Source organism: Sodalinema gerasimenkoae IPPAS B-353 (assembly GCF_009846485.1).
Taxonomy (GTDB): Bacteria; Cyanobacteriota; Cyanobacteriia; order Cyanobacteriales; family Geitlerinemataceae; genus Sodalinema; species Sodalinema gerasimenkoae.
Map to the genome: position 1 here is coordinate 1,669,983 of NZ_ML776472.1, position 24,943 is coordinate 1,694,925.

Genomic DNA, 24,943 nt, shown 5'->3' on the forward strand with positions numbered 1-24,943 from the left:
TAGAAAATTGTGGCTTAATCATACAAGTCCTCCACATAGCGCTGCACCACCTGCCGTTGTTGTTCCAGGCTTAGGCAGTGTGACTGAATCAGGGAATCCAGTCCGATGCCATTGACGAGGGCCAGTAGGGTATTGGCCTCCACCTCTGGGTCGATGTCAGCCCGCAGGTGTTGCGCTGCCTGCAATGCCTGAAGTTCTGCCATCAGCAAGGCCCGCAGTTCCCCCGCACTGCGCTGGTGCTCCGCCATCAGTTCGGGGCGACCGATGGCATAGCCCAAAAAGGCGACCCACACCCGCAGAATGTTTTGCCGCTCAGCATCTAGGGGCAAAAAGGTTAGCAACATTGCCACCAGGCGATCGCACCCCAGAGGCTGCTGCTGAGCAGATTGCATTCCCTGCAACAGAGTTTGGGTGACCTGGTGAAGGGCAAACAGAATCAGGTCTTGCTTGTCCCGAAAGTAGTGGGTAACCACCCCCGTCGTGCAGCCCAGTTCATGGGCGATCGCCCTCATGCTAGTGCGATCAAGCCCATCACGGACAATGACACGCCAGGCGGCTTCTGAAACGTCGTAGCGGCGATCGCGCTGAACCATAGCTAACTGCAATGCAGAGCAATTTTAGTCATTCCCCTTGACACTTTAACACAACAGTTGTTATCAACTACATAACAACTGTTATGATGTAAATTATGAGTACTGGACAACGATTGTCTCCTCATCGTTCTGGATGGGTGGGTTATTTGGATCGCCTTACAGGGCCAGGGGCCACTGCGGCAGAACTGTGGCTGCAATTTTTGCCCGCCCTTGGTGCACTGGTAGCGGCCCCGGTGTATGCCTCCACCCTGCCGATGCAGTGGAGCGGGCTGCAACTGGGACTGATGGGGCTGTTGGCCCTGGATTTGGTGGGGGGTGTACTGACTAACGCCACGGTGTCGGCCAAGCGGTGGTATCACCGGCCGGGTCAGGGATGGTGGCAACATTTAGGGTTTGTAGCCCTGCATGTTGTCCATGTGTTCCTGGTGGCTTGGCTGTTTCGTGGTGGCGATTGGCTATTCTTTGGGGCAGTGGCCGGGTATTTGCTGGGGGCCGCGACGGTGATTGTGTTCTCGCCGCGCCGGTTGCAAATTTGGGGCAGTGGCCGGGTATTTGCTGGGGGCCGCGACGGTGATTGTGTTCTCGCCGCGCCGGTTGCAATGGCCGGTGGCCCTGGGGCTGTTTGGGGTTGTCCTGTTGGGCGATCGCTACTGGCTTACCCCAACCCCGGAGGCCGGTGGCCCTGGGGCTGTTTGGGGTTGTCCTGTTGGGCGATCGCTACTGGCTTACCCCAACCCCGGGACTGGAGTGGTTTCTGCCCTTCTTTTTCCTCAAGCTTTTGGTCAGTCACCTACTGCCCGACTCTGCTGAAGACAGTTAACCGAGTGACGTGATTATTTGGAGATATGTCATGAAGAATTCTGCTCAATCCCAATTATCTCTATCCCCCAGTCGACGTTTGGCGATCGAGTGGGCGGCAGAAATTAACCAACGACTTGCTGATTCAGGCTATCATCGGGAGGTGATTTTCTTGCATCGTGCGAGTAGAATCCTCGTATTGACTGACCTAATTGAGAATTTTGAGAGAGACAAAATGCCTTGGTGGACAAGACCATTACTTAAGCTGGGTGGTGTCTGCGATCCTAATGGAGGGATGCCACGCGAAATGGCTGCCAGTTTTCGGCGACATCCACAGCACTTAAAGGATTTAGTTGATACTATAATTGCATGGAATCCGGAGCGAGTGATTTTAGCTCATGGTCGTTGGTATCCAACAAATGTTGCTGCCGAGCTGAGCCGGGCTTTTCGCTGGGTTGAATGACTTTTAGTTTCTCTGATCAGCGGGATATTGGGGTTGTGCGATCGAGTGAGTCCAGTCAGCATCCTATACCCTAGCCCTTAAATCGTCCGCATCAGCTCTGTGGTGACTGTATCAGTCGGGAAGAGACTTTCGATGCGTAGCTCTTGCAGGGTAATGTCCCGGGGGGTGCCCAGGGTGGAGATGATGGTAAAAAAACTCAGGCGCTGACTTGCTTTGACAAAGGTGACGGGCAGTACTGGCAACGCACTGCCAACGGGTAGGCTAGCGGTGGCTGGTGTTGGGGCTGGTAGGTCATTTGGGGCAGTGGCCGGGTATTTGCTGGGGGCCGCGACGGTGATTGTGTTCTCGCCGCGCCGGTTGCAACGGCCGGTGGCCCTGGGGCTGTTTGGGGTTGTCCTGTTGGGCGATCGCTACTGGCTTACCCCAACCCCGGGACTGGAGTGGTTTCTGCCCTTCTTTTTCCTCAAGCTTTTGGTCAGTCACCTACTGCCCGACTCTGCTGAAGACAGTTAACCGAGTGACGTGATTATTTGGAGATATGTCATGAAGAATTCTGCTCAATCCCAATTATCTCTATCCCCCAGTCGACGTTTGGCGATCGAGTGGGCGGCAGAAATTAACCAACGACTTGCTGATTCAGGCTATCATCGGGAGGTGATTTTCTTGCATCGTGCGAGTAGAATCCTCGTATTGACTGACCTAATTGAGAATTTTGAGAGAGACAAAATGCCTTGGTGGACAAGACCATTACTTAAGCTGGGTGGTGTCTGCGATCCTAATGGAGGGATGCCACGCGAAATGGCTGCCAGTTTTCGGCGACATCCACAGCACTTAAAGGATTTAGTTGATACTATAATTGCATGGAATCCGGAGCGAGTGATTTTAGCTCATGGTCGTTGGTATCCAACAAATGTTGCTGCCGAGCTGAGCCGGGCTTTTCGCTGGGTTGAATGACTTTTAGTTTCTCTGATCAGCGGGATATTGGGGTTGTGCGATCGAGTGAGTCCAGTCAGCATCCTATACCCTAGCCCTTAAATCGTCCGCATCAGCTCTGTGGTGACTGTATCAGTCGGGAAGAGACTTTCGATGCGTAGCTCTTGCAGGGTAATGTCCCGGGGGGTGCCCAGGGTGGAGATGATGGTAAAAAAACTCAGGCGCTGACTTGCTTTGACAAAGGTGACGGGCAGTACTGGCAACGCACTGCCAACGGGTAGGCTAGCGGTGGCTGGTGTTGGGGCTGGTAGGTCTGCATCTAGCGATCGCAGTAGTTGAGCCGTCGGGCTGTCTACCGCTTCTCCTTGGGCCTCTTGCTGTAGGCGTTGAACCAGGGAACCGGCAATGATCTCCCAATCCTCCACGTAAGGCCGCAAGCCCTGGGGATGGAGCATCAGCCGCATCATATTTAGGGGCTGCTCAAAGTAGCTGAGGCGATCGCCCAGGAGCCAGCCCATCAGTCTTTGCGCCCCCTGGTTGGCCTGCAAAAGCGTCCAGTAGCGATCCATCACCAGGGCTGGTTGACACTCCCCAGCCTAAAGGCGTGGGGATTCTTCCTTCAACGATCCGACTTGCCCTGACAGGTTTGCACCAGCCAAAGTAGCGGTCAAATCTCCAGAAGCGTTTGGGTCTAAGACCCAAGTTCCGGTATGCCCTACCGTACTTAAGGCAGCATTCAGAATGTTGATGGCTGCGTTGTGGTCTCTGTCTAACTCACAACCACACTGACAAGCATGGGTTCGAGTTGATAGGGATTTTTTGACGACTGCACCACAGTTAGAGCATTTTTGAGAGGTATAGGCAGGGTTCACCGCTACAGTTATCCTGTCGAATTTCGCTCCAAAATACTCTAACCATTTCCTAAATTGATACCAACCAGCATCGTGAATCGACTTGGCGAGACAGTGGTTTCTCACCAGATTCTGTATCCTCAAATTTTCGTAGGCTACCAAATCGTTAGATTGGATTACGCAACGCGCCAGTCTCTTGGCGTGTTCTTCACGTTGCCGACTTATTTTGAGGTGTACTCGTCCGAGTCGATTGACGGCTTTTTTTCGGTTGGCAGAGCCTTTCTGTTTTTTACTCACCCTTCGGTGAGCGCGTTTCAGCTTTTTATCGGCGTTTCGGTAAAACCTCGGGTTCAGTTCGCACTCCCCGTTGGAATCGGTGTAGAACTCCTTGAGTCCGACATCCAACCCCACAGTATTTCCTGACGGTTTGAGTTCTTCTCGAACGTCTACTTTGACGCAGAACTGAGCGTAATAGCCATCGGCTCTGCGAACCAGTCGAACCCGTTTGATTTGTTCTGTACCGTAAAACGCCAAATCCCAAGTTCCAATTAACTTGAGTCGTCCGATCCCTTTCTTGTCGGTAAAGACAATATGCTTGGGGTCGAGTAACTTCCAACCGGAAGTTTTGTACTCGACAGAACGACCATTTTTCTTGAACCTGGGATATCCTTTCTTGCCAGGAACAGACTGGCGACAGTTCTCGAAAAATCGAGCGATTGCCGACCAAGCGCGTTCGGCTGAGGCTTGACGAGCCGTGCTGTTGAGTTCTCGAGCAAAGTCATACTCTCGGGCGAGTACCCGACAGTACTTGTTAAGGTCGTATTTGTTGACCCCAGGGGTATCCATCCAATAGCGCAGTGCCTTGTTACGAACGAACTGTGCGGTTCGGATCGCTTCGTCAATCGCCGCGTATTGGTGGGGCTTCCCTTTGATTTTGAACTCAAGAACAAGCATCGCACCGTTGGCATCGGTTGTGCGGACAATCTTGGCACAAAAAAGCAGGATTGTCAAAAGCCGTCCTAGAAGGACGGGGTTTTAGACCCAAAATTTTCGATAAATTGGCGTAAAGCCAGCCCCTGAAAGCATCACATTTTGCTGACGCATCAGCCGGTCACAATAGATAGTGTTCTACAACGGAAGTTAGTCATGTCGAACCTATCTACATCTGAGCCACTCAACCGACCCACCCCTGGCTACAGGGGGCCTATCTAGGCTTGGCAGTGGCAGGCTCGCTGTTGCCCTGGTGGTTTTTAGCTCAGTTCTTGCAGCAGTCTGGAGTAGACCTGGAGGAGTTTTTTCGGCAAGCGTTGGCCAATCCCGTCGCGATCGCCCTGGCCATTGATCTCGTGATCTCAACTCTGGCGGTTTTCATCTGGGTCTGGGTCGAGTTACCCCGCTTAGGCCTATCCCGCCGATGGTGGGCACTGTGTGTCATCGCCACCCTCAGCATCGGCCTCTCCTGTGGGCTGCCTCTATTTCTCTGGCTCCGCCATCGCCACCTGACTCCTTCTCAGCTCTGAGCGCTAACGAGACAACAACCGTTGAGGCTTCATTTCTTGCCAAAAAGCTCAAAACTCACCATTCTCCTCCCCCATGGCTATTCTCAAACTCTGGCTTCTCTGCACCATCGTTCTCGCGGCCAAAATGTGGGCCAATGCCCTGGTGCAGGCCTACGCACGCTTCCGCTACCGGCAGTTTGTCAATCCTGAAGATGCCAGCTTGGTGGGGCAACTGATGGGTAAGCCGCGCCCCCCGGCGACCCAGGAACACCCGTTGGTGCAGCGGGCCGATCGCTGCTGGCGGAATGATTTGGAAAATATTCCGATGTTTTTGCTGGTGGCGCTAGGCTATGGGCTGTTGGGGGGTAGCGCCGGCTGGGGAGCGGTTTATTTGGGGATGTTTGCGATCGCACGGACAGCCCATACGCTGTTTTACCTGGTGGGGCTACAGCCCTGGCGGTTTTTAGCCTATCTGGTAGGGATAGGGGCGACAGGAGCAGTAGCGGTTCACAGTCTTGCTCTGATCCTCAGACCATGATGGGCTGGAGTTAACTCCGATGTCGAATCAACAACGCTTCGATGAGCTGCTGGGCAGTTTCCAGCCGTTGCGGATCATCTGACTGAGCTACCCAGGCGGCCAGTTCGTTCAACGCTCCATTCACCAAATGGGCAAAGCCTTCGCCATCCACTACCCTGAGGTCCCCCTCAGCCACCGCCATCTGAATCGACTCTTGCAGCAGGCCAAACCCATACTGATCGATTTCGACCAGGGTATCTACCGCCAAAACAGCGGGCGCTTCGATAAACACCAGCCGCCGCAACTCCTCCTGTTGAGCTACCTCCAAAAAGGCCTGACAGCCGACCACTAGCTGCTCCCAATTGGTGTCCAGCGGCTCGATGCGGGTGCGGATATGGGCGGTGATTTCGTCGTAGGCTTCCACAACCACCGCCTTAAATACTCCCAGTTTGTCGCTGAACTGGTGATATAGCGCCCCCCGGGTAATCCCCAGTTTGCTGATGATGGCCTCGGTTCCGGTGGCAGCATAACCCTGGGTAGCAAACAGATGTCGCGCTCGATCTAGAATGGCGCGGCGGGTTCGGCGGGTTTGCTCGGCTTTGGTCAGCTTGGGAGACATGGCGATCGCTCAAATACATTCAGGCAGTCTGTATCTTGACAGAGTAAGATGGAGGCTTTATTTTTAGATACATACAGATTGTATCTTTTATGAGGGTGTCCTCAAAGGAGAGCTATGTCTACGCCGCTGACGACTCGAAAAGCTACGATCGCCGATATACCCTTTCTCACTCAGATTCAATACGAAGCGTCCCTGCCGCCCCTTGATCACTGTTTTTGGGAAGACCTGTTAGAGGGCACGGGCACCACGCCCTTAGCGTTTATTGAGGCAGAGCTACGGACCGATGCTTCAAACTGGGGAGACGTCAGCGATGTGATCGTTCTGGAGGAGCAGGGCAAGCCTGTGGCAGCGGCTGCCGGGTATGTCCCTAGTTCTGACAATTACTGTCCGCTGCGGTTATCTCGATTAGATGCGATCGCCCAAGAGCTGGGTTGGTCAAGTACCACTGCCTCTGAGTTTTGCGATCGCTACTTAGGGATGTTTGGCGGGGACGTGAAACCCTTTTTTCTCACCCCTCAAGCGCCCTGGATTATCGAAAATGTAGCCGTTCTGCCCGCAGCACGGGGGCGAGGGTTAGGGAAAGCGTTACTCAAAGCCGTGTTGGATGAGGGGCGATCGCAAGGACACTCCCACGCCGGAATCATGATAATCAACGGCAATGACCGCGCCCGCCACACCTATGAATCTGTCGGGTTCAAGCCTTACCAAACCTTCTACGCCGATTACTTTCTAGATCAGTTCAACCTCGAATTTCCGGGAGTGACCAAGTTTAGGCTTTGCCTCAATTGAAGGATGTGCCACCTGCTGGTCAACGCTATGACTCACATTCTATGACCCACAAGCGGGGAAATTCCTGGTAATCACTATGGCTCTTTGCATGGACTCATGACCATTGTTATTCGAGCTTTGCAGATGACCGATCTCAGGTCACTCCGTCATCTGTTTCGCCGCTCCTTTAATTGGATCAAGTTGCCATTTCTCCCAACCTATCCCCCTGGCTTTGTGGCAGTAAAAGAGACACAGATCTGCGGCGGTGTTGTCGTCAGCATGTTTCCGCTGGCTCGGGGGAAACGGGGAGGAGCCATCTTGTCTCTGGCCACCGCCCCCGAGGTTAGAGGGCAAGGGGTGGGACAACGCTTAGTGGAAGCTGCCCTAGATTTCCTACAAAACGAGGGCTGTAGCCAAATCTTCACCTGCGTTGAGGGTCACAACACATCCTCTAGTCAACAGTTTGCCACCCGGGGATTTCGGGTGCTTTCACTGGGGCAGCAGTTGCGTGCCTATGGTTGGCGACTGCCTTACATCTGGTACAAGACGAGTCATCTGGCCGACTTAGGTCATTTATTCTGGTGCCGGGGGCTAGACTGCCTGCCAGCACGACCAGGGACGGCATGGCTCACCAGTGCCTTTGGAAACGGTTTGGTGGTGGCGTTGATGCTATGGCGACGAGGGGAGACGGATTTCTTAAGCTGGTCCGCCCTGGCGTTCGTGGTGTTGATGGTGGCCGGTATTATCGGTCTGCGGGAAGCCGGGATGGCTGGGGTAGCGCATTGGCGCGGCATTACCACTCGCCACTATGCCTGGGAGTCGGGCAGTGCTATTTCCCTCTTGGTGGCGTTGGCGTTGAGGGGCTTTTTCCCGGTGCCGGGCAACCGCTACCCATCTCAGCCGCTGTGGCGTTATCGAGAGATGCGATCGCACCTAGGCTGGATGGCACTGGGGGGGATTGTCCCAGTGTTGCTGTTGGTCTACGGGTGCAGTTTGGGGATGCATATGAACTGGCTTGAACCAGCGACCGACTGGCTGCAACTAGCCAACTCCATTGCCCTTGTGTTAGTGGGTTGGGATGCGCTATTGCCATTTTATCCCTTCAACTGTTTCAATAGTCATCGCCTGTGGCAGTGGCATCCTGGCATTTGGGCCAGCATCGCGCTCCTGTGCCTGATAGGCATCGGCCTACCGTGAGGATTACCTTTGAGTAACTCGAACTGGTCATGGCTCAGATTGCTAGAGTATTCTTTAGCAATAGTTCTCACGGGGCTTGAGCTTTTTTACTACAGCCTATACCATGTGAGCTTTTTTACTGTCTCTCAGGCTTTTAAAACAGCCTTTAAGGAGTAGTTGGAATTTCGTATTCCATGTCATTGACAATAAAACACTATCATCATTGGCCGTTGGATTTCCATTCCGTGTTCACACAAACGTCCCTACTAGCGTTAGACACCGAGCAACAGCTCCTAGCTGATGCTAGTGTTGTTGAGATTGCTAATATCCTCACAATCTTGCTCCTGGTAGCGACAGGTGTTGCCCTGATATCCCGTCGCTACCAAATTCCGTATGTAACAGGGCTGGTCTTAGCAGGACTAGCAATCACCGAATTTTTGCCTCAGCCTGTACGTTTAGATCCTAATTTAATCCTAAACTTACTACTGCCTGTTTTGGTATTTCAGGCATCTATCAACACCGATCTCAGTCGTCTTCGTAGCACCTTAACGCCAATTAGCTTGTTAGCTGGCCCTGGCTTATTCATCTCTTCTGGCATCACAGCGCTAATCCTAAAATTCGCTCTCAATATGGATTGGATTCCGGCCCTATTAACTGGAGCCATCTTGGCAAATACAGATACAATCTCTGTGATTGCTGTCTTTAAAGAAATCAAAGTTCCGGATCGGCTTGCTACCATCGTAGAAGGAGAAAGTCTATTCAATGATGGGGTCTCTCTTGTTCTATTCAGCCTTATTGTTGAGGCTTATACAACTGGTTAGTTTACACTCATAGGTGGCATACAACAGCTTTTTATCGTAATAGTTGGAGGTAGTTTTCTTGGACTTGCAATTGGCTATCTATGCAATATTTTGCTGGTAGCTCTATCCGATGATTCCCTAAGTGGAATATTACTGACTGTAGCCGTTGCCTTCGGTTCTTTTCAAGCAGGACAAGCACTACAGGTTTCAGGTGTAACTGACAGCATTGCCTTCAAAAGCCATCACACCCAGTCGCTCTCTGGCGTAAGCACAGGCAATTGGGTCAATATCGATAATGGCAACTGTGTGTCCTAATTTAACCAACCGTTGTGCTAAAGTTCGGCCAATCAAGCCTGCGCCACCAATTAGTACGTACATACGTTTCGCTGCAATGTCAGTACATTTACTCCCTAAGAATTTAAGATGATAAGCTATCTGGATGGAAAACGCTCGTTCCTTGTGGATGATTATCCCGGGCTAGCGTAGTTGAGACAATGGTTGCCCAATGGGCACCGACCAGAGGGAGAGGCCCTAGCGGGGGATCTTTTTCGTATCCTCCCAGGCTTGGACAATCACCTGGAGGGCCTCGGGGGCATCGTCAAGGGCCAGATCAATGTACTCCGTTTCTAGGTGCCGAACCGACAGACGAACGGTGGGATGGTCAGAAAAGGCCGCATCCGTGACGTAGCGCAGGCGGTGCAGGTTGGGGAATCGTTGCGTTTCTAGCACCTGCTGAAAGGCTTCTAATTCCTCTGATGATAGATGGGCTTCAGCCGTCACAGTTCCGTTTTCTTTCTGGAGCAATCGTCCGTCCTCTAGCAGCACCGTTGTTTTGGAGTAGCCCCCCCGGCCGCCCGACTCGACAGAGCGGAAGATATGGTCTTCTAGGTCTGGCTCAGTCTCAGACACCGGCTCAGGAATGAAGTCGGGAATCAGGCCGTTGCGGCTGCCACTGGCGGTAGGGTTCTGCACCGCTCCCTCGCCGTTCTGCGGGGTGTGATAGACCCAACTTTGGTCGCCATCGGTGACAACCACCCGCAGGCCAAAAATGGCAATCATGGTACAGATTTGATCCGGCTCATAGATGCCCATGCAGCCGTCAAAGGTGGCAGTTTCGGCGGCGGCAATGCGCAGCTCTTCAAGAGGGCGATCCACCTCAATGGCAACGGTTTGGAGGATGCGATCTTGCACTGCTGGCGTGAGTATCTCGTCCACAGTTGCCTCCTCTCCATTGTTGGCTTCCCCTACGCTGACGGGGTCAGAGTCCTTGGTTTCCTCAGAGAAGGACGGAGTTCCAGCATCGGGCATGGGGGCGCAGGCGATCGCACTGGTCGTCAGGGTGACCAAGACCCCCAGCATGAGTAAGGCTTTGGTTGAAGTAGTTAGGACTTGCATAGAATCAATTTCAGATTTGGAATTTGGGGTTGACATGCGATCGCAGTTGAACTACCGGTTATGCCATTTTCCGAAAAGCTTCATAGTGTTGCATGTGTTGCATTACCGCCCCCGACCGCTAAAGGGCTGCCAAAACCGTACTGGTTGTCCCTGGAGCATCAGGCCATTGCCTACCCGATTTACCAGGGTGCGTACCAGCCGTCCGGTGGATACTTCCCAGAGTTGGAGGGTGTTTTGGTTCGTGGCAGTGGCTAGCCGCTGTCCGTTGGGGCTAATGGCAGAGGATGCCGTGCGAATGGGACATTGGGAATTGGGGTAGAGGGAGGTTAGATCAATGGTCCGGGCCAGTTCGGGCCGCTGCCAGGAACCCACCGACGGCCCCTGGAGCCTTGTTAGATCTAGGGCCGTCTCCACCCGGTTGTAAAGCAGGGGCAGATACTGATGAAACCGCTCTCCCTGTAAATACATGGCGTCGATGGTGCAACTGCCGCAGCTCTGGGCCGAGAGCATGCGGTCAATCTGCTCCCAGCTTACGCCGGCCCAGGGCAGATGGCCCACGGGAGCATTGAGGGTGGGGTTGATTTCCCGTTCAGTCAGCCATTCCCTGGCAACAAATGTGGTGTCTTCTATACCAGAGGGGCGAGTCCAGCCGACGCGATCGCCAAAAGCCTTGGCAACGACGTCGGCATCAGGGGGGTGCTGTCTCCTGACTTCGGCCCAAATCCGCTGCTGTACGCTAAAGCCAAAGCGTCCGCCGCTCGCCTCAACCCAGAGCTGGTCTAAGGTTTGCAATACCTCCGAGGGAATGTTGGCAGCCAGGGGGGTGCTCAAAATATCGCCACCGGGATGAATCCAGCGATTGAGGATGCGACGGGTTTCAGCATCAGCAGCGGCCCAGTTTCGGGCAGTAAGGTGCGATCGCACTGCGCTAAGATCTACCACCTGTCCCTGCTGTACGGTTAGGTCTATTTGGGTCTGGGAGGTGCGATCGCACTGCGCTAAGATCTACCACCTGTCCCTGCTGTACGGTTAGGTCTATTTGGGTCTGGGGGCAGGCAACAGCGAGGGGATGGGCCAAAGCAGTACTCAAGGCCAATCCCACAGTCAACATTGTCCAAGTAGCAGGCAACAGCGAGGGGATGGGCCAAAGCAGTACTCAAGGCCAATCCCACAGTCAACATTGTCCAAGTTAAACGTCTCATAGCGGCAATCCTTCCGTGATGGTGGCCAGGTTGGTTCAAAAGTGGACAGATCAGATGCCTCTGCAACGGAATCTGTCAGGTCATTGCTAATGACACCAGTGACGGAGACTGACTTGCAGGGGTCATCATCGCTGGCAGGAAGGCGCGGCGATTATCCAGCTTCCCCGGTCAAAATGGCGATTAGGATCGCCTCTGCCATGGCTTGAGCTTGGGTGATCAAGCTCAGGTCGTTGGCGGCTTGGCCTTCGAAATAGAGGGCCATGGGCAAGGACGCTGAAATGACTAAGGTTTCGTAGAGTTCTTGTTTACCCTGGGCACTGAGACCCTGAAAGTGAGCGTCGCTGGCGAGGGCTTCATTAAAATTCTGAAGAATTACCTCTTGCTCTGCCTGGCTCACTTCTTCTCCGTCATTGATCACATACTGGCTGGTTAGCATCAGGTACATCATTGCTCCAGCCACATTATTTTGTAGCCGTTGCTCCCCTTCCTCGATTAGCCAGTCGTGATATGTAGTCAGCAGCTCAGAATAAAGGGTTACCAGTTGTTGCTGCTCAGCAGGGCTGAGGGTGGGGTCGCTGGCTAGCCGTTGGGGGATAAGCTGCCGGGCGACGGGGCGAAAATTGCTCGCACTTAGAGGGGCTGGGCTGGAGTTTGGGGACGCCGCCGTTGAGGTACCTATACCCTCCACCATGCGTTGAAAGGCGCGGTTCATGATGGCGGTGTCAGCGGAACTGGATATGGGGTTATTCCAGGTACTGAAGGTGTAGGGATTGGTGAACTGAGCTTTGGTTGATCGCAGAGGAAGGAGTAGGGTCGTTGCGATCGCAACTCCTGCCATGATCGGTCTTACCCATGTCATCGGAAAACGTGTCATCGAAAATTAGCTCCTAAAACGAAGAAACTCGAACCGGTACAGTTGCCATCTGCGCCAGGAGACGGTCTAAGCTGGCAGGGGCCATGGCTTGTAAGTATCCTTCGGCCATCGTGGGGGGGAGCAGTTCGAGCATCAGGTGGTTTTCGACCCAAAACTCGATCAGGTGAAACAGACCATCGCGATCGCAGGCCAACACTCGCCAACCTTCCCGCTGGGCGATCGCCTCAATATCAGCCTGGCTCACTGGTACTGAAATGGCGGCATGAACTGCTGAGAAGCGATAGGGGTGAGCATTGCGACAAAAACTAGCTTCATCGATGCCGTGACCTGGCATGATCTCACTACCCATGGGGTAGATCTCGATCAAGGTGCCGTAGTCATCTTTGGCGAGGACCACATAAGCATCCTCCAAGGGCGGGAAGGGCATGATTTTGCCTTGAAACAACTCAGCTAAGACCAACGCGACATGATGAGGATTTTGCGCCGGAATGGAAATATGGTGAATCATAAAAACCTCCTCAGAAGCACTGTGAAAAGCGCGATGTGGTTGATAAATTCACTATCGCTCTTCCCCCTCTGGGATTCCAGGGAAGATAGGGTAAGTTACACGGGAAGTTAGTTATGGGGCCTTAAGTTCCATGGGATAATTTTCGTTGAGGCTGCGACTGGTGCCCTAAGGGGACAGCCTGGAGGAAGGCAGATATAAAAGGCAGAAGGTGGAACGCTAAAGGCAGAAGGGCCTATTTCTAGGGGCCAATGCCCAGCGTTTCTTTCTCTTTCACTGAGTATGCTGTGAATTCCTCCCAACCTAATTTCAGGGCAAGGACGTTATAACCCGTGGGGGAAAAGCGAGGTCTGCGACGCCGGGGGGTGATATTGACATCCCAAGGGCAGAACAAGTTGAATACGGCTCGGCGGCAGATAGAGTTGCAAGACAATGAGGGGCAGCGGTTTACCCTGGAGGAATTGTGCGATCGCACCCAGCTTTCCCTCAAAACCATCACCAAAGTCCTGGATGCTAAGACCACTGTTGATCGCCAAACCCTAGAGGCATTCTTCTGCGCCTTTAGCCTTACCCTCGATCGCACCGACTACCAATTTCCGGATACCGCTGATAAAGCGCCGACCATTCCCCTAGTATCCCCACTCCCTCATCCTCCCACCACCTCCTGGGGCGAAGCCATTGATGTCTCCCACTTCTACGGTCGCCAGAAAGAACTAGAGGCCCTAGAGCAGTGGATTTTGCTCGATCACTGTCGGTTAATTGCCCTGCTGGGGATGGGGGGCATGGGCAAGACCGCCCTCTCAATCAAGTTAGCCCAGACGGTGCAGCCCCACTTTGAATTTGTGGTGTGGCGCAGTTTGCGGGATGCGCCGCAGCTGAGTGATGTATTAGCGGATATCTTGCCTATTCTTTCCCAGCAGCAAGAAGTGAAGCTACGTCCGGGACAGACTGCCCAAATTTCCCAATTAATGCACTATTTGCGGCAGCATCGCTGTTTGCTGGTGCTAGACAATGCTGAGACGATTCTGCAAACCGGCCAGACGGTGAGCCACTACCTACCGGGCTATGAAGCCTATGGCGACCTGCTGCAACAGGTGGGGGAAGGCATCCACCAAAGCTGTGTGATCCTCACCAGTCGAGAAAAGCCAGGGGAGATTGCCGTCCTGGAAGGGAATTATTTGCCCGTGCGATCGCACGCCTTACCCGGCCTAAAAGCCCCCGATAGCCAAGCCCTGTTTCAGGCCAAGGGGCTGACTGGGGCCACCTCTGACCACCAACAGTTAATCGATCACTATCGGGGTAATCCCCTGGCGCTGCAAATGGTCGCCACCACCATTCGCGATCTGTTTGGGGGCAGCATTGCTGAGTTCTTGCAAGAGGAGACAGTGGTGTTCAGCAACATGCGACGGTTGTTGCAGCAGCAGTGCGATCGCATCTCCAACCTTGAACACCAGGTCATGACCTGGCTAGCCATCCACCGCGAGTGGGTGACCCTAGCCCAACTCCAGGCAGATGTGGGCACCGCCATTCCCCGACAGCAACTCCTAGAAGCGGTCGATGCCTTGAACCGGCGATCGCTGATTGAACGTGGGGAGTTCGGCTTCACCCAGCAGCCCGTGGTGATGGAATACTGGGTGGAGGGCCTGTTGGAGCGGGTGTTTGCGGATTTGATGGCGGGACAGGCCCTCCCCTCACTTTGCCCTGAGCGCAGTCGAAGGGCAAACGACTCCCCCTGGTTCCACCACTATCCCCTAATCCAAGCCACCGCCAAGGACTATATTCGCCAGAGCCAACTGCGGGTGATTCTCACCCCCCTCGCCGAGCGGCTGAAGACTCACCTCTGTCCCCAAGAACGGCTAGGAACCCATTTGCAGCAGGTGCTGGCCCAGGTTCGTACCCACTTTGGTCAAACCCCCAGCTACAGTGCCGGGAACCTGCTGAACCTGATGCACCACCTAGCCCTAGACCTAACAGGTCTTGACTTTTCAGGACTCTGGATTCGTCAGGCTTATCTGGTCAATACCCCCCTACACCAATGCAACTTCACGAAGGCCACCTTCGAGCAAACAGTGTTTGCCGAACCCAGCACCTACAGCCGGGCGGTAGCCTTTAGCCCAGATGGCACAATACTGGCCTCAGCTGACTTCAACCACCTCCGGCTATGGGCGATGCCCAGTGGTCGCCTGATTCGCTCTATGCCCCACAACACCTGGACTTGGCGACTCGCCTTTAGTCCCGATGGCACCCGTCTAGCCAGCGGCACCACTGATAATGTGGTCAAAATCTGGGATGTGGCCACCGGGCATTGTCTCAAAGTCCTAGCAGGGGAGGCCGAGGGCTGTTCGTCTATCGCCTGGAGTCCCGACGGTCGCCAACTGGTCGGCAGCTACCACAACCACATTCGCCTCTGGGATACCGTCACCTGGACTCTCCTGGCCACCCTTAGCGACCATACCCACCGGGTGGCTTTCGTGGCCATTGCCCCCGTCCCCGATGCCCAAGGGCGGGTGATTCTCGCTAGCGGCAGCCATGATCAAACGGTGCGCCTTTGGGATCTCCAAACCCAGCAATGTCTCCATGTGCTGCGGGAACATGCCAATTTGGTCTGGAACCTCGCCTTCAGTGCAGACGGCACCATCCTAGCTACTAGCAGCATGGATGGCACGATCCGCCTATGGACTGTGGCCACCGGTACTCTAAAAAACACCCTCACCAGCCATCGCCATATCGTCAGTGCGGCCATGTTTATCCCCAATACCGATATCCTGGTCAGCAGCAGCTTTGATCAAACCCTGAAATATTGGGATATTCATCAGGGCACTTGTCAACATACCACTGTGGCCCATCGTGGTGAAGTCTGGGGCGTTGCGAGTACCCAAGATGGTCGCCTCATCGCCAGTGTCGGCAATGACAAGGCGGTCAAACTGTGGGATGGCCTCACGAAACAATGCGTTAAAACGATTTGTGGATCGTCCAGCCAGGTCTATGGGGTCACCGGGGCTGGCCCCGGCTTTTTGGTCAGTGGTGGCGACGATGAACTGGCCCGAATTTGGGATTTACGTACCGGCCAGTGCTGCCAGACCCTAGCCGGCCACGACAGTTGGGTCTGGGCGGTGGTGGTTCATGTTGCCCGGCAACGGTTAGCCACAGCGGGGGGCGATGGCAAAATTCGGATTTGGGATCTAACGAATCACCACTGTCTGACCGTGTTGTCGGGTCACATCGCCCCGATCTATGGCCTGGCCTTTAGTGCTGATGGCCAAACCCTGGCGAGCTGTGGTGCCGATGCTGGCACTAAACTTTGGGACTTGCAGACTGGCGACTGCCTTCGCACGTTTGAAGGGCATCGTAGCTGGGTTTGGGATTGTGTCTTGGCAACTCACCAGCCTTGGTTGGCGACGGCCAGTAATGACGAAACCGTCAAACAATGGGATCTGCAAACTGGCGACTGTTTGAACACCCTCACTGGCCATAGGGAACGGGTTTGGGCCGTGGCCATTGCCCCCGAAGATGACCTGATTGTCTCGGGCAGTGAGGACTATACCGCTAAGGTTTGGGACGCCACCACCGGCGAGTGTCTGAAAACCCTGAAAGGTCACACCAGCCAGGTCAAAACCGTGGTCTTTGACCCTTCGGGACAATGGCTGGCCACCGGCAGCCAAGACTGTACCCTTAAACTCTGGAACCGCCAAGGGGACTGTCTGAGAACCTTCGAGGGCCATAGGAGTGCTATTTCTTCCCTGACCTTTTTGCCCTCGATGCCCATGGACCAGTCTGCCTCCCCCCGCCCCTGTCTGGTTAGCGGCAGCCACGACGAAACGATTCGGCTGTGGGATATTACCTCTGGGGACTGTCTACAAGTCCTCCGGAGTCCCCGCCTCTATGAAGGGATGACCTTGGCCCAGGTGCAGGGGTTGAGTGCAGCTGCGATCGCCTCCTTGCAAGAACTAGGGGCTAGGCCCTAATGTCTCCAAAGAACGGGGGGTAAACTTGAGAGGGTGACAAGCAGGCTCTATCCCTTGTGGTATTAGTTGGAACAGTTCAAGAGAGACTATAGCAATCGTTCTGCGCTCATGAGGCGACTACAATCAATCAAGGCGTGAACTGCACCCGATTTGTTCGGCCCAATATACATCCAATAGGGGAACAGCTCGTTTTCCTGGAGGTAGTTCCCCGTCAGAGGTTATCCATGCAACGTCTGTTAATGCACAATCCCATCGCTGTCGCGACCCTGTGGATTGTGGCCTACATTGTGATTTCTATCGTTCCGCTAGCCGTGATGCTGCTGCACCCGGCCCCTCCCGGCCGGGGGTTTTGGCTGGAGTTTTCCGTTGCCCTAGGCTTCATTGGCCTAGCGATGATGGTGCTACAGTTTGCCCTCGCCGCCCGCGTCAACCGGATCGAGTCGTCCTACGGCATCGATATTTTGATTCAGTTTCACCGCTATACCTCCTTGGCGGCGTTTTTGATGGTGCTGGTGCATCCGGTGATTTTATTCGTGGTTGACCCCGAAACCCTGGGGCTGCTGAATTTTTTCGAGGCTCCCTGGCGGGCGCGGATGGCAGTCATTGCCACCTTGGCCTTTTTGATTATGGTGGTGACCACCATTTGGCGAAAGCCGCTGAACATTCCCTATGAACCCTGGCGGGCAGTCCACAGTTTTTTGGCGGTGGTGGCGGTGGGGTTAGGCTTTGGCCATGCCTTGGCGGTGAGCAACTACATGAGCTTGTTCTGGAAAGGGGTGCTGTGGTCGGCGATGGTGCTGGTGGCCCTGTGGCTGATTCTCTATGTGCGGCTGGTGAAGCCCATGCTGATGACCAAGCATCCTTACCTCGTCGAAGCAGTCAAACCCCAGCGCGGCGATGTCTGGACCCTGGCCCTGCGCCCCCACGGCCACGAAGGATTTACCTTCCAACCGGGGCAGTTCGCCTGGATTACCCTGGGCATTCACCCGATTGGGATGCGGGAGCATCCGTTTTCCATGTCTTCGAGCGGCGACCATCCGGAGCGGATTGAGTTTGGCATTAAGGCCCTAGGGGACTTTACCCGCAGCATCAAAGATGTCAAACCCGGCACCAAAGCCTACCTAGATGGTCCCTACGGCGTGTTCACCACTGAGCGCTATTGGGACAGTGCCGGGTTTGTGCTGATTGCGGGCGGCATCGGCATCACGCCCATGTAACACTGAGCGCTATTGGGACAGTGCCGGGTTTGTGCTGATTGCGGGCGGCATCGGCATCACGCCCATGTATAGCATGTTGCTGACCGCTGTTGAGCGCCAGGATGATCGTCCGTTTTTGCTAATCTATTCAGCCTCATCCAAGCATGTTGCTGACCGCTGTTGAGCGCCAGGATGATCGTCCGTTTTTGCTAATCTATTCAGCCTCATCCTGGGAGGACTTTACTTACCGAGAGGAGTTAGAAACCCTCAAGGACAACATTGATTTAACAATTGTCTACGTGCCACGCCACCCTCATGAGGGCTGGACTGGGGAAACCGGCTACGTCGATCAGCAGCTCCTGGCCCGCTATATTCCTCTCCACCGGGGTAGTCGCCAGTACTTTATCTGTGCCGCTCCGGTGATGATGGATCAGGTCGAAGCTGCCCTGTTTGGCCTGGAGGTGCCGGTTACGAACGTGCATATGGAACACTTTAATTTGGCTTAGGATTATGCGCTATAGCATCATGCTGCAAATCGTTGTGATGACAACGCTGATTCTGGTTGGTGCAGGGGCGTTCTTTGCCTGGCTGCAAAATCGGCCTCAACTCGACCCGTTCGAGGGCAGCCAAGGGAACGCTGCATTTCTCTCTCGATCCTGACCTGAAGTCATTCTTTTGAGAGAGACGGTCATCCTGGAAGTTGGCTAGGATTGCCACAGGATAGTTATCCATTTTTTCAGATTTAGTTTTTAGAGAACTTAATTTCTTAACATAGGCACGGCTTTATGAAAGGACTTCAGGGCAAGACCGCCCTCGTGACCGGAGCTTCTTCGGGAATTGGGCAGGCGATCGCCATTCGCCTTGCCGAAGATGGCTGCAATGTGGCTATCAATTACCGCAGTAGCCCTGACGCGGCTCAGGAAACTGTAGAGCAAGCCATGGACAAAGCCTGCAAGGATGTCGAGCAATGTGGTGTCAAGTCCCTGTTGGTGCAGGGAGATGTCTCCCAGGAAGCCGATGTGATTGCCATGGTGCAAAAGACCATCGACTATTTCGGACATCTGGATATCCTGGTTAACAATGCTGGGGTGCAGACGGAAAGCCCCTCCCACGAACTTGAGGAGGGTGATTTTGAATGGGTGCTTAATGTCAACCTTAAGGGCGCTTATCTCTGCGCTCGGGAAACCATCAAGCACCTGCTGGCGGAAAATCGCCCCGGCTGCATTATCAATATCTCCAGTGTCCACGAAATCATTCCCCGGCCCCAGTACCTCAGCTACTCGATTAGCAAGGGGGGCATGGGCAACCTGACCAAAACCCTGGCGCTGGAGTATGCCGCCCAAGGCATTCGAGTCAATGGGATTGGCCCCGGTGCCACGGATACCCCCATCAACGAAGCCTGGACTGAAGACGCGGAGAAGCGGGAAGCCGTGGCAAGCCATATTCCCATGGGGCGGGCGGGTACGCCAGCGGAAATGGCTGCTGCTGTTGCCTTCCTGGCCTGCGAGGAAGCAACCTATATTACTGGGCAAACCTTGTATATCGACGGTGGCCTCACCCTATACGCCGATTTCCGCGAAGCCTGGTCGGCGTAATTGTAATCGAGTTAATCGGGGTCTGGCATCCCTGATGGATTTCTCTCGATACACAGAACTTGAATTTTTAACGGGGATAGCTATGACTGTTGAGGAACGTCGATTGACTGAAGACCGCGATCGCACCGCCTACTGGAAACGCTGGGGGCCATACCTAAGTGAGCGACAGTGGGGGACTGTGCGGGAAGACTACAGTGCTGATGGTTCTGCCTGGGACTATTTTCCCCACGACCAGGCGCGATCGCGGGCTTACCGTTGGGGAGAAGACGGCCTCGGGGGCATTTCCGACAATCATCAGCGGCTGTGCTTTGCCATCGCCCTCTGGAACGGCCGGGATCCCTTTCTCAAGGAACGTGTTTTTGGCCTGACCGGCCCCCAGGGAAACCACGGGGAAGATCCCAAAGACTATTACTTCTACCTGGACAACCTGCCCTCCCACGCCCACATGCGGTATCTCTATAAATACCCCCAGGCAGCGTTTCCCTACCAGCAGTTGCTCCAGGAAAACCAGCAGCGTGGCTACCACGATCCGGAGTATGAACTCGTGGACACGGGCGTTTTTGACCAGAGCGCCTACTTTGACGTGTTTGTGGACTATGCCAAGGCCACCGATGAGGATCTGGTGATCCAGCTTCGGATCGTCAACCGGGCGGATCATGCCGCCGAGCTACACCTGCTGCCGACTCTCTGGTTCCGCAATACCTGGTCTTGGTACAACGATGCTGAGAAGCCCTGCCTGCACCAGGTGGCCGCTACCAATGGCGCTGCCACGGTGCAGGTGGAACATCCCGAACTGGGGCAGCGTTGGCTCTACTGTCAGGGGGCTGATACCCTGCTGTTTACGGAAAACGAGACGAACTTGCAACGATTGTTTGGGGCGGAGAATGCTGGCCCTTACGTCAAGGACGGCATTAACGACTATATCGTCCACGGCAAGACGGCGGCGGTGAATCCTGATCAGCGAGGCACCAAGGTCTCCCCCCATTACCATCGCTGCCTGGCGGCAGGGGAGGAGTGGATTGTCCAGCTACGGCTCTCGGATCAGTCGCCCGAGAGCGATCGCCAGCCCTTTGGCCCTAGCTTTGATGAGACCACAGCTACGGCTCTCGGATCAGTCGCCCGAGAGCGATCGCCAGCCCTTTGGCCCTAGCTTTGATGAGACCCTACAACAGCGCTCCCAGGACGCTGAGGCGTTCTACGATCACCTACTACCGGGACAGTGCGACACTGACGATACAACAGCGCTCCCAGGACGCTGAGGCGTTCTACGATCACCTACTACCGGGACAGTGCGACACTGACGCTCGCAACGTGCAACGGCAGGCCTTTGCTGGGCTGCTCTGGACGAAGCAGTACTATCACTATGTGGTGGAGGACTGGCTCCGGGGTGATCCCGCTCAGCCGCCGCCCCATCGCCACAATCCGCGCAACCTAGAGTGGCTGCATCTGTTTAACGATGACATCATCTCCATGCCGGATAAGTGGGAATTTCCCTGGTACGCGGCCTGGGATTTGGCCTTCCATGTGGTGCCTCTGGCGCTGATCGATCCTGACTTTGCCAAGCGCCAGATGGATCGCCTGACGCGGGAGTGGTATCTTCACCCTAATGGCCAGATGCCCGCCTATGAGTGGCATTTTAGCGACGTAAATCCCCCTGTCCATGCTTGGGGGACTTGGCAGGTCTACCAGATTGAAAAAGCAATATATGGTCAGGGCGATCGCCTCTTTTTAGAGCGGGTGTTTCAAAAGCTGCTGCTGAATTTCACCTGGTGGGTGAACCGCAAGGACAACAACGGTAACAATGTGTTTCAGGGGGGCTTCCTGGGACTGGATAACATTGGGATTTTTGACCGTAGCTCAGACCTGCCCATGGGGGGCTATCTGGAGCAGTCTGACGGAACCAGTTGGATGGGCATGTACTGCCTGAATATGCTGGAAATGGCGCTGGAGTTGGCGGCGGACAATCCCGCTTATGAGGACATTGCCAGTAAGTTTTTTGAGCATTTCCTCTATATTGCCGACGCGATGAACCACCTGGGGGATACAGACATTCACCTGTGGGACGAGGCGGATGAGTTTTTCTACGATGTGCTGCACACGCCGACGGGAGAACGCCATCACATGAAGGTGCGATCGATGGTGGGGCTGATTCCCCTGTTTGCCACGGTGGTGCTTAGTGCCTCGACGTTTGAGCGTTTTCCCAACTTCACGCGGCGGTTTAACTGGTTTGTGGAGAACCGCCCCCGTCTCCAGGAAAACATTGCTTCTCTGACTGACAAGGGGATGAACAGTTGCGCCCTGCTGGCGATCGTGAACCCGGAGCGACTGCGGTGCATTTTGCAAAAAATGCTGGATACTGACGAGTTTCTCAGCGACTATGGGGTGCGATCGCTCTCCCAAGTCCATGCTGAGCAGCCCTACACGTTCCATGTCAACGGCGAAACCCATAAAGTCCACTATGAACCGGCGGAATCCACCAGCGGCATGTTTGGCGGTAACTCCAACTGGCGCGGCCCGGTGTGGTTCCCGGTTAACTACCTGCTGATTGACTCACTGCGAATGTTTCACCGCTTTTTGGGGGATGAGTTCACGGTGGAATATCCCACCGGAACGGGACAGAACTGCACTCTAACCCAGGTGGCCGACGACCTATGCCAACGATTGACGAATATCTTCTTGAGGAATGAGGCCGGAACGCGGGCGGTGCATGGCGGCCATCCCCATTTTCAGGGGGATCCCCACTGGCAGGATCTGCTGCTGTTTTATGAATACTTCAACGGTGACAACGGGGCCGGGGTGGGCGCGAATCACCAAACTGGCTGGACGGGACTGGTGGCAACGTTGATCCGTGAGGGGGTCTTAGCCGCGCGATCGCAATCGTCCTAGCCTGTGGAGGCGTTCTTGCACCACGACGTTGCAGGGGTACAACACTCCAGAACATCTAATACCATTTTTCAATTTTTCGACACCCTTGGCATACACTCGACATTGGGGAAGGGCGAACAGCCGTGCCCTCCTGGGAGGGGCTAGAGGTGGGTTCCTCTGTATCCATCTATGGTGCGACTTTTGAAAATTGGGATTGAATTCTGGCGATGAAACCCTTAAATCGACCTGAAAAGGAAGCAATAGAACACGAACAACAGCAAATCTTGCAGCAGCTTGAAGATTGGCTAGAATTGCCAATGCTCATATTGAGTTTTGCTTGGCTCGGTCTGTTTGTGGTGGAACTGACTTGGGGACTGACTCCTCTTTTAGATGCAATTAGCATCGTCATTTGGGGCGCGTTTATCCTAGAATTTGTGCTTCGACTCTCACTTGCACCCCACAAGGCCAGGTATCTTAAAACCAACTGGATGACAGTCATTTCAGTGCTTTTACCCGCCTTGCGCGTGTTGCGGTTTGCGCGGGTGATGCGAATTTTGCAAACTACGCGAGCAGTTCGAGGCTTGCGGCTGGTGCGGGTGATGGCTCGTACCAATCACAGTATGCGATCGCTCGCGGCCAATTTTGGGCGACGTGGCTTTGGCTACGTGGTGATGACGACTGCAATCATTACCATGGTTGGAGCTGCGGGAATGTATGCGTTTGAGCAAGATGCTCCAGATTTGTCTGGATTTGATAGCTACAGCACTGCGCTTTGGTGGACAGCAATGCTGATGACCACAATGGGATCAGACTACTTTCCTAAAACGCCAGAAGGTCGCATCCTCTGTTTTTTTCTAGCTCTGTATGCGTTTGCCGTATTCGGCTATATGACGGCAACGTTAGCCACATTCTTTATCGGACAAGATGCTGACGATGACGAAGCAGAGATTGTCGGAGTGAAATCGCTTGATGCTCTGCGAGACGAAATCACCGCCTTGCGAAGCGAGATTCAGAGCTTAAGACAGGGAGATTAATACCATGGCTGGCTCAAACCTCCCTTGTCACTAGGGGAAAGCGAAAATCAAAGGTTTCTAGGCTGGCGATGCTGGATTCGTCACGGTAATCATATGGGATTCAGAGTTTCGCCGCCCTTGTCTTTGACCAGGCTGGTGATCAGGAGACCTAGACCCTTAGCAGCGGCTTGGATCAGCAAGGCAGATTCAATCATGGCGGGGATAAATGGTGGTTTTCCAGGTGTCGGACGGGCGGCGGCGACGGCATTCGACTTAAGTATAGTGGTCTTGGTGAGGTTGCTCCGATCTCATTAACCGTGATACGGATAGAAGAGGGGCAGATCTCTTCACTGACCCATCTTCGGCGGCACAGTGGATTGGACGGACTCAATCTGGTGAAGTTTATTGAACCAGGTTTTGAGATGGGGATAGGTGATTTTCCAATCTTCTCCGAGGCGCAGGTCATGGTAGCCAAAGGCGCAGAGGGCCGAGATATCAGCCATTGACCAGGTCTCTGTCCCTAGCAGATAGTCGCCCTGATTTAGCTGTTTGGCAAAGACCGAGATCAGACGGTCAATTTTGCTTTGTAAAATCGACTGGTATTTTGTCGAAGTTTCGGGGTTCAATAAGCCTTGTATCCATAGGTCAATGATATGCTTCCCTAAGGTGTCAGCCATGGCTTCCCATTTCAAACATTCATAGCGACTTTGAACGTCTTGAGGATAGAAGCTAGGGGACGGATACATTTCTTCTAAATACCGGGTGATTAATGGGGAATCCCAGATAACTGTTCCGTCTTCGTCTACGAGGACCGGGACTTTGCCAATGGGAGAAATTTTCAAAAAAGACTCTGGCTTGGCAGTTAAGTCAATTTCTTCTAACTGGTAATCTAGGTTTTTTTCGGTTAACAGGATTCGGATTTTGCGAGAGAAATTTGATTGGCGATGATAGTAAAGTATTCGACTCATGGTAAAATGGAGGTATTAAAGTGTGACGAATTGACGAGTATCAATGGGTTGTACTAAGCTGACCGATTTGGATTTTGTGGGTTATATACCCAATCGAAATGTAAACTTGCTTTAAATTATAGATCTGTGGGCAGTCGGGGTGGCTGAAGGGGCAAGGGCCAAGTCAGCAGGGCTGATGAGGTGGGACATGGCAATTGTCTTAACCTGTACCACTGCCCCCTTGGTTCAAGTCCGTAACTCATAACAACTTGTCGTTTTGTAACAATTGTGGCAAACGTCCCGCACCCTGAACCGACAATGGGATCACAAGGGGCGCGATCGCTTCCCCGGACATCCCTAAGTCGACCT

28 protein-coding genes are annotated in these 24,943 nt (G+C 54.0%); 17 read left to right on the plus strand and 11 right to left on the minus strand.

Annotated elements, in window-relative coordinates; genetic code table 11:
• Nucleotides 1-14: 14 nt before the first annotated feature.
• Nucleotides 15-593, minus strand: a complete 579-nt coding sequence (locus L855_RS07375; protein WP_159786169.1) for a TetR/AcrR family transcriptional regulator — start codon at nucleotides 591-593, stop codon at nucleotides 15-17.
• Between the two features lie 95 nt (nucleotides 594-688).
• Between L855_RS07375 and L855_RS07380 the strand changes: the two genes are divergently transcribed.
• Together L855_RS07380 and L855_RS07385 are read left to right on the plus strand one after the other, a co-directional pair.
• Nucleotides 689-1,426, plus strand: a complete 738-nt coding sequence (locus L855_RS07380; RefSeq protein ID WP_192925007.1) for a hypothetical protein — start codon at nucleotides 689-691, stop codon at nucleotides 1,424-1,426.
• A gap of 17 nt (nucleotides 1,427-1,443) precedes the next feature.
• Nucleotides 1,444-1,854, plus strand: coding sequence for a hypothetical protein (locus tag L855_RS07385; protein WP_159786172.1), 411 nt, complete (start codon nucleotides 1,444-1,446; stop codon nucleotides 1,852-1,854).
• Nucleotides 1,855-1,931: 77 nt separating this feature from the next.
• Here the strand turns inward: L855_RS07385 and L855_RS07390 are convergent, their stop codons facing one another.
• A complete protein-coding gene (locus L855_RS07390) occupies nucleotides 1,932-2,096 on the minus strand; it encodes a hypothetical protein (RefSeq protein ID WP_192925008.1) in 165 nt (54 codons plus the stop codon).
• A 25-nt stretch (nucleotides 2,097-2,121) separates the two neighbouring features.
• Between L855_RS07390 and L855_RS07395 the strand changes: the two genes are divergently transcribed.
• Together L855_RS07395 and L855_RS07400 are read left to right on the plus strand one after the other, a co-directional pair.
• Nucleotides 2,122-2,367 (plus strand): hypothetical protein, encoded by a 246-nt coding sequence (locus L855_RS07395; RefSeq protein ID WP_159786175.1) that lies wholly within the window; start codon nucleotides 2,122-2,124, stop codon nucleotides 2,365-2,367.
• 30 nt (nucleotides 2,368-2,397) lie between these two features.
• Nucleotides 2,398-2,808, plus strand: coding sequence for a hypothetical protein (locus L855_RS07400; RefSeq protein WP_159786172.1), 411 nt, complete (start codon nucleotides 2,398-2,400; stop codon nucleotides 2,806-2,808).
• Between the two features lie 77 nt (nucleotides 2,809-2,885).
• Here L855_RS07400 and L855_RS07405 read toward each other — a convergent pair whose 3' ends face one another.
• Together L855_RS07405 and L855_RS07410 are read right to left on the minus strand one after the other, a co-directional pair.
• Nucleotides 2,886-3,356: an MmyB family transcriptional regulator gene (locus L855_RS07405; RefSeq protein WP_159786178.1), complete on the minus strand. Its 471-nt coding sequence runs from the start codon at nucleotides 3,354-3,356 to the stop codon at nucleotides 2,886-2,888.
• Between the two features lie 27 nt (nucleotides 3,357-3,383).
• Nucleotides 3,384-4,592: an RNA-guided endonuclease InsQ/TnpB family protein gene (locus L855_RS07410; RefSeq protein ID WP_159791018.1), complete on the minus strand. Its 1,209-nt coding sequence runs from the start codon at nucleotides 4,590-4,592 to the stop codon at nucleotides 3,384-3,386.
• Nucleotides 4,593-4,852: 260 nt separating this feature from the next.
• Between L855_RS07410 and L855_RS07415 the strand changes: the two genes are divergently transcribed.
• Nucleotides 4,853-5,158 carry a DUF2834 domain-containing protein gene (locus L855_RS07415; RefSeq protein WP_281349482.1) on the plus strand — a complete coding sequence of 102 codons (306 nt, stop codon included), beginning with the start codon at nucleotides 4,853-4,855 and terminating at the stop codon, nucleotides 5,156-5,158.
• 73 nt (nucleotides 5,159-5,231) lie between these two features.
• Nucleotides 5,232-5,675 (plus strand): MAPEG family protein, encoded by a 444-nt coding sequence (locus L855_RS07420; RefSeq protein WP_159786184.1) that lies wholly within the window; start codon nucleotides 5,232-5,234, stop codon nucleotides 5,673-5,675.
• A 10-nt stretch (nucleotides 5,676-5,685) separates the two neighbouring features.
• On the opposite strand, the gene L855_RS07425 is transcribed toward L855_RS07420, so the two are convergent.
• Nucleotides 5,686-6,273 (minus strand): TetR/AcrR family transcriptional regulator, encoded by a 588-nt coding sequence (locus L855_RS07425; RefSeq protein ID WP_159786187.1) that lies wholly within the window; start codon nucleotides 6,271-6,273, stop codon nucleotides 5,686-5,688.
• A gap of 114 nt (nucleotides 6,274-6,387) precedes the next feature.
• On the opposite strand from L855_RS07425, the gene L855_RS07430 reads away from it, so the two are divergent.
• The 3 genes from L855_RS07430 to L855_RS21120 all read left to right on the plus strand — a co-directional run bounded on the left by L855_RS07430 (nucleotide 6,388) and on the right by L855_RS21120 (nucleotide 9,038).
• Complete coding sequence (locus tag L855_RS07430) at nucleotides 6,388-7,062, plus strand: GNAT family N-acetyltransferase (protein WP_159786190.1); 675 nt, start codon at nucleotides 6,388-6,390, stop codon at nucleotides 7,060-7,062.
• A 96-nt stretch (nucleotides 7,063-7,158) separates the two neighbouring features.
• Nucleotides 7,159-8,238 (plus strand): GNAT family N-acetyltransferase, encoded by a 1,080-nt coding sequence (locus tag L855_RS07435; RefSeq protein WP_159786193.1) that lies wholly within the window; start codon nucleotides 7,159-7,161, stop codon nucleotides 8,236-8,238.
• Between the two features lie 224 nt (nucleotides 8,239-8,462).
• Nucleotides 8,463-9,038 (plus strand): cation:proton antiporter domain-containing protein, encoded by a 576-nt coding sequence (locus L855_RS21120; protein WP_192925084.1) that lies wholly within the window; start codon nucleotides 8,463-8,465, stop codon nucleotides 9,036-9,038.
• Between the two features lie 186 nt (nucleotides 9,039-9,224).
• On the opposite strand, the gene L855_RS07445 is transcribed toward L855_RS21120, so the two are convergent.
• From L855_RS07445 to L855_RS07465, 5 genes are all read right to left on the minus strand, one after another.
• Nucleotides 9,225-9,395 (minus strand): NAD-binding protein, encoded by a 171-nt coding sequence (locus L855_RS07445; protein ID WP_425500560.1) that lies wholly within the window; start codon nucleotides 9,393-9,395, stop codon nucleotides 9,225-9,227.
• 153 nt (nucleotides 9,396-9,548) lie between these two features.
• Nucleotides 9,549-10,412 carry a hypothetical protein gene (locus L855_RS07450; protein WP_159786196.1) on the minus strand — a complete coding sequence of 288 codons (864 nt, stop codon included), beginning with the start codon at nucleotides 10,410-10,412 and terminating at the stop codon, nucleotides 9,549-9,551.
• A gap of 102 nt (nucleotides 10,413-10,514) precedes the next feature.
• Nucleotides 10,515-11,354 carry a GUN4 domain-containing protein gene (locus tag L855_RS07455; RefSeq protein WP_159786199.1) on the minus strand — a complete coding sequence of 280 codons (840 nt, stop codon included), beginning with the start codon at nucleotides 11,352-11,354 and terminating at the stop codon, nucleotides 10,515-10,517.
• Between the two features lie 411 nt (nucleotides 11,355-11,765).
• Complete coding sequence (locus L855_RS07460) at nucleotides 11,766-12,452, minus strand: DUF6683 family protein (protein WP_159786202.1); 687 nt, start codon at nucleotides 12,450-12,452, stop codon at nucleotides 11,766-11,768.
• A gap of 49 nt (nucleotides 12,453-12,501) precedes the next feature.
• Nucleotides 12,502-12,996: a hypothetical protein gene (locus L855_RS07465; protein ID WP_159786205.1), complete on the minus strand. Its 495-nt coding sequence runs from the start codon at nucleotides 12,994-12,996 to the stop codon at nucleotides 12,502-12,504.
• Between the two features lie 392 nt (nucleotides 12,997-13,388).
• Between L855_RS07465 and L855_RS07470 the strand changes: the two genes are divergently transcribed.
• The 8 genes from L855_RS07470 to L855_RS07495 all read left to right on the plus strand — a co-directional run bounded on the left by L855_RS07470 (nucleotide 13,389) and on the right by L855_RS07495 (nucleotide 23,648).
• Nucleotides 13,389-16,958 carry a WD40 domain-containing protein gene (locus L855_RS07470; RefSeq protein WP_159786208.1) on the plus strand — a complete coding sequence of 1,190 codons (3,570 nt, stop codon included), beginning with the start codon at nucleotides 13,389-13,391 and terminating at the stop codon, nucleotides 16,956-16,958.
• A 224-nt stretch (nucleotides 16,959-17,182) separates the two neighbouring features.
• Complete coding sequence (locus L855_RS07475; RefSeq protein WP_246198759.1) at nucleotides 17,183-18,175, plus strand: ferredoxin reductase family protein; 993 nt, start codon at nucleotides 17,183-17,185, stop codon at nucleotides 18,173-18,175.
• Between the two features lie 73 nt (nucleotides 18,176-18,248).
• Nucleotides 18,249-18,338: a hypothetical protein gene (locus L855_RS21720; protein WP_246199454.1), complete on the plus strand. Its 90-nt coding sequence runs from the start codon at nucleotides 18,249-18,251 to the stop codon at nucleotides 18,336-18,338.
• Nucleotides 18,319-18,660: a ferric reductase-like transmembrane domain-containing protein gene (locus L855_RS21725; protein ID WP_246198760.1), complete on the plus strand. Its 342-nt coding sequence runs from the start codon at nucleotides 18,319-18,321 to the stop codon at nucleotides 18,658-18,660. Before L855_RS21720 ends, L855_RS21725 begins: the two co-directional genes overlap by 20 nt.
• Before the next feature lie 279 nt (nucleotides 18,661-18,939).
• Complete coding sequence (locus L855_RS07480) at nucleotides 18,940-19,749, plus strand: glucose 1-dehydrogenase (RefSeq protein ID WP_159786211.1); 810 nt, start codon at nucleotides 18,940-18,942, stop codon at nucleotides 19,747-19,749.
• An 82-nt stretch (nucleotides 19,750-19,831) separates the two neighbouring features.
• Nucleotides 19,832-20,899 (plus strand): hypothetical protein, encoded by a 1,068-nt coding sequence (locus tag L855_RS07485; protein ID WP_159786214.1) that lies wholly within the window; start codon nucleotides 19,832-19,834, stop codon nucleotides 20,897-20,899.
• A 5-nt stretch (nucleotides 20,900-20,904) separates the two neighbouring features.
• A complete protein-coding gene (locus tag L855_RS07490) occupies nucleotides 20,905-22,635 on the plus strand; it encodes an MGH1-like glycoside hydrolase domain-containing protein (protein WP_159786217.1) in 1,731 nt (576 codons plus the stop codon).
• Nucleotides 22,636-22,841: 206 nt separating this feature from the next.
• Entirely contained in the window at nucleotides 22,842-23,648 is an 807-nt protein-coding gene (locus L855_RS07495; RefSeq protein ID WP_159786220.1) for an ion transporter, read from the plus strand.
• 326 nt (nucleotides 23,649-23,974) lie between these two features.
• Here the strand turns inward: L855_RS07495 and L855_RS07500 are convergent, their stop codons facing one another.
• A complete protein-coding gene (locus tag L855_RS07500) occupies nucleotides 23,975-24,595 on the minus strand; it encodes a glutathione S-transferase family protein (RefSeq protein WP_159786223.1) in 621 nt (206 codons plus the stop codon).
• Nucleotides 24,596-24,943 lie beyond the last annotated feature (348 nt).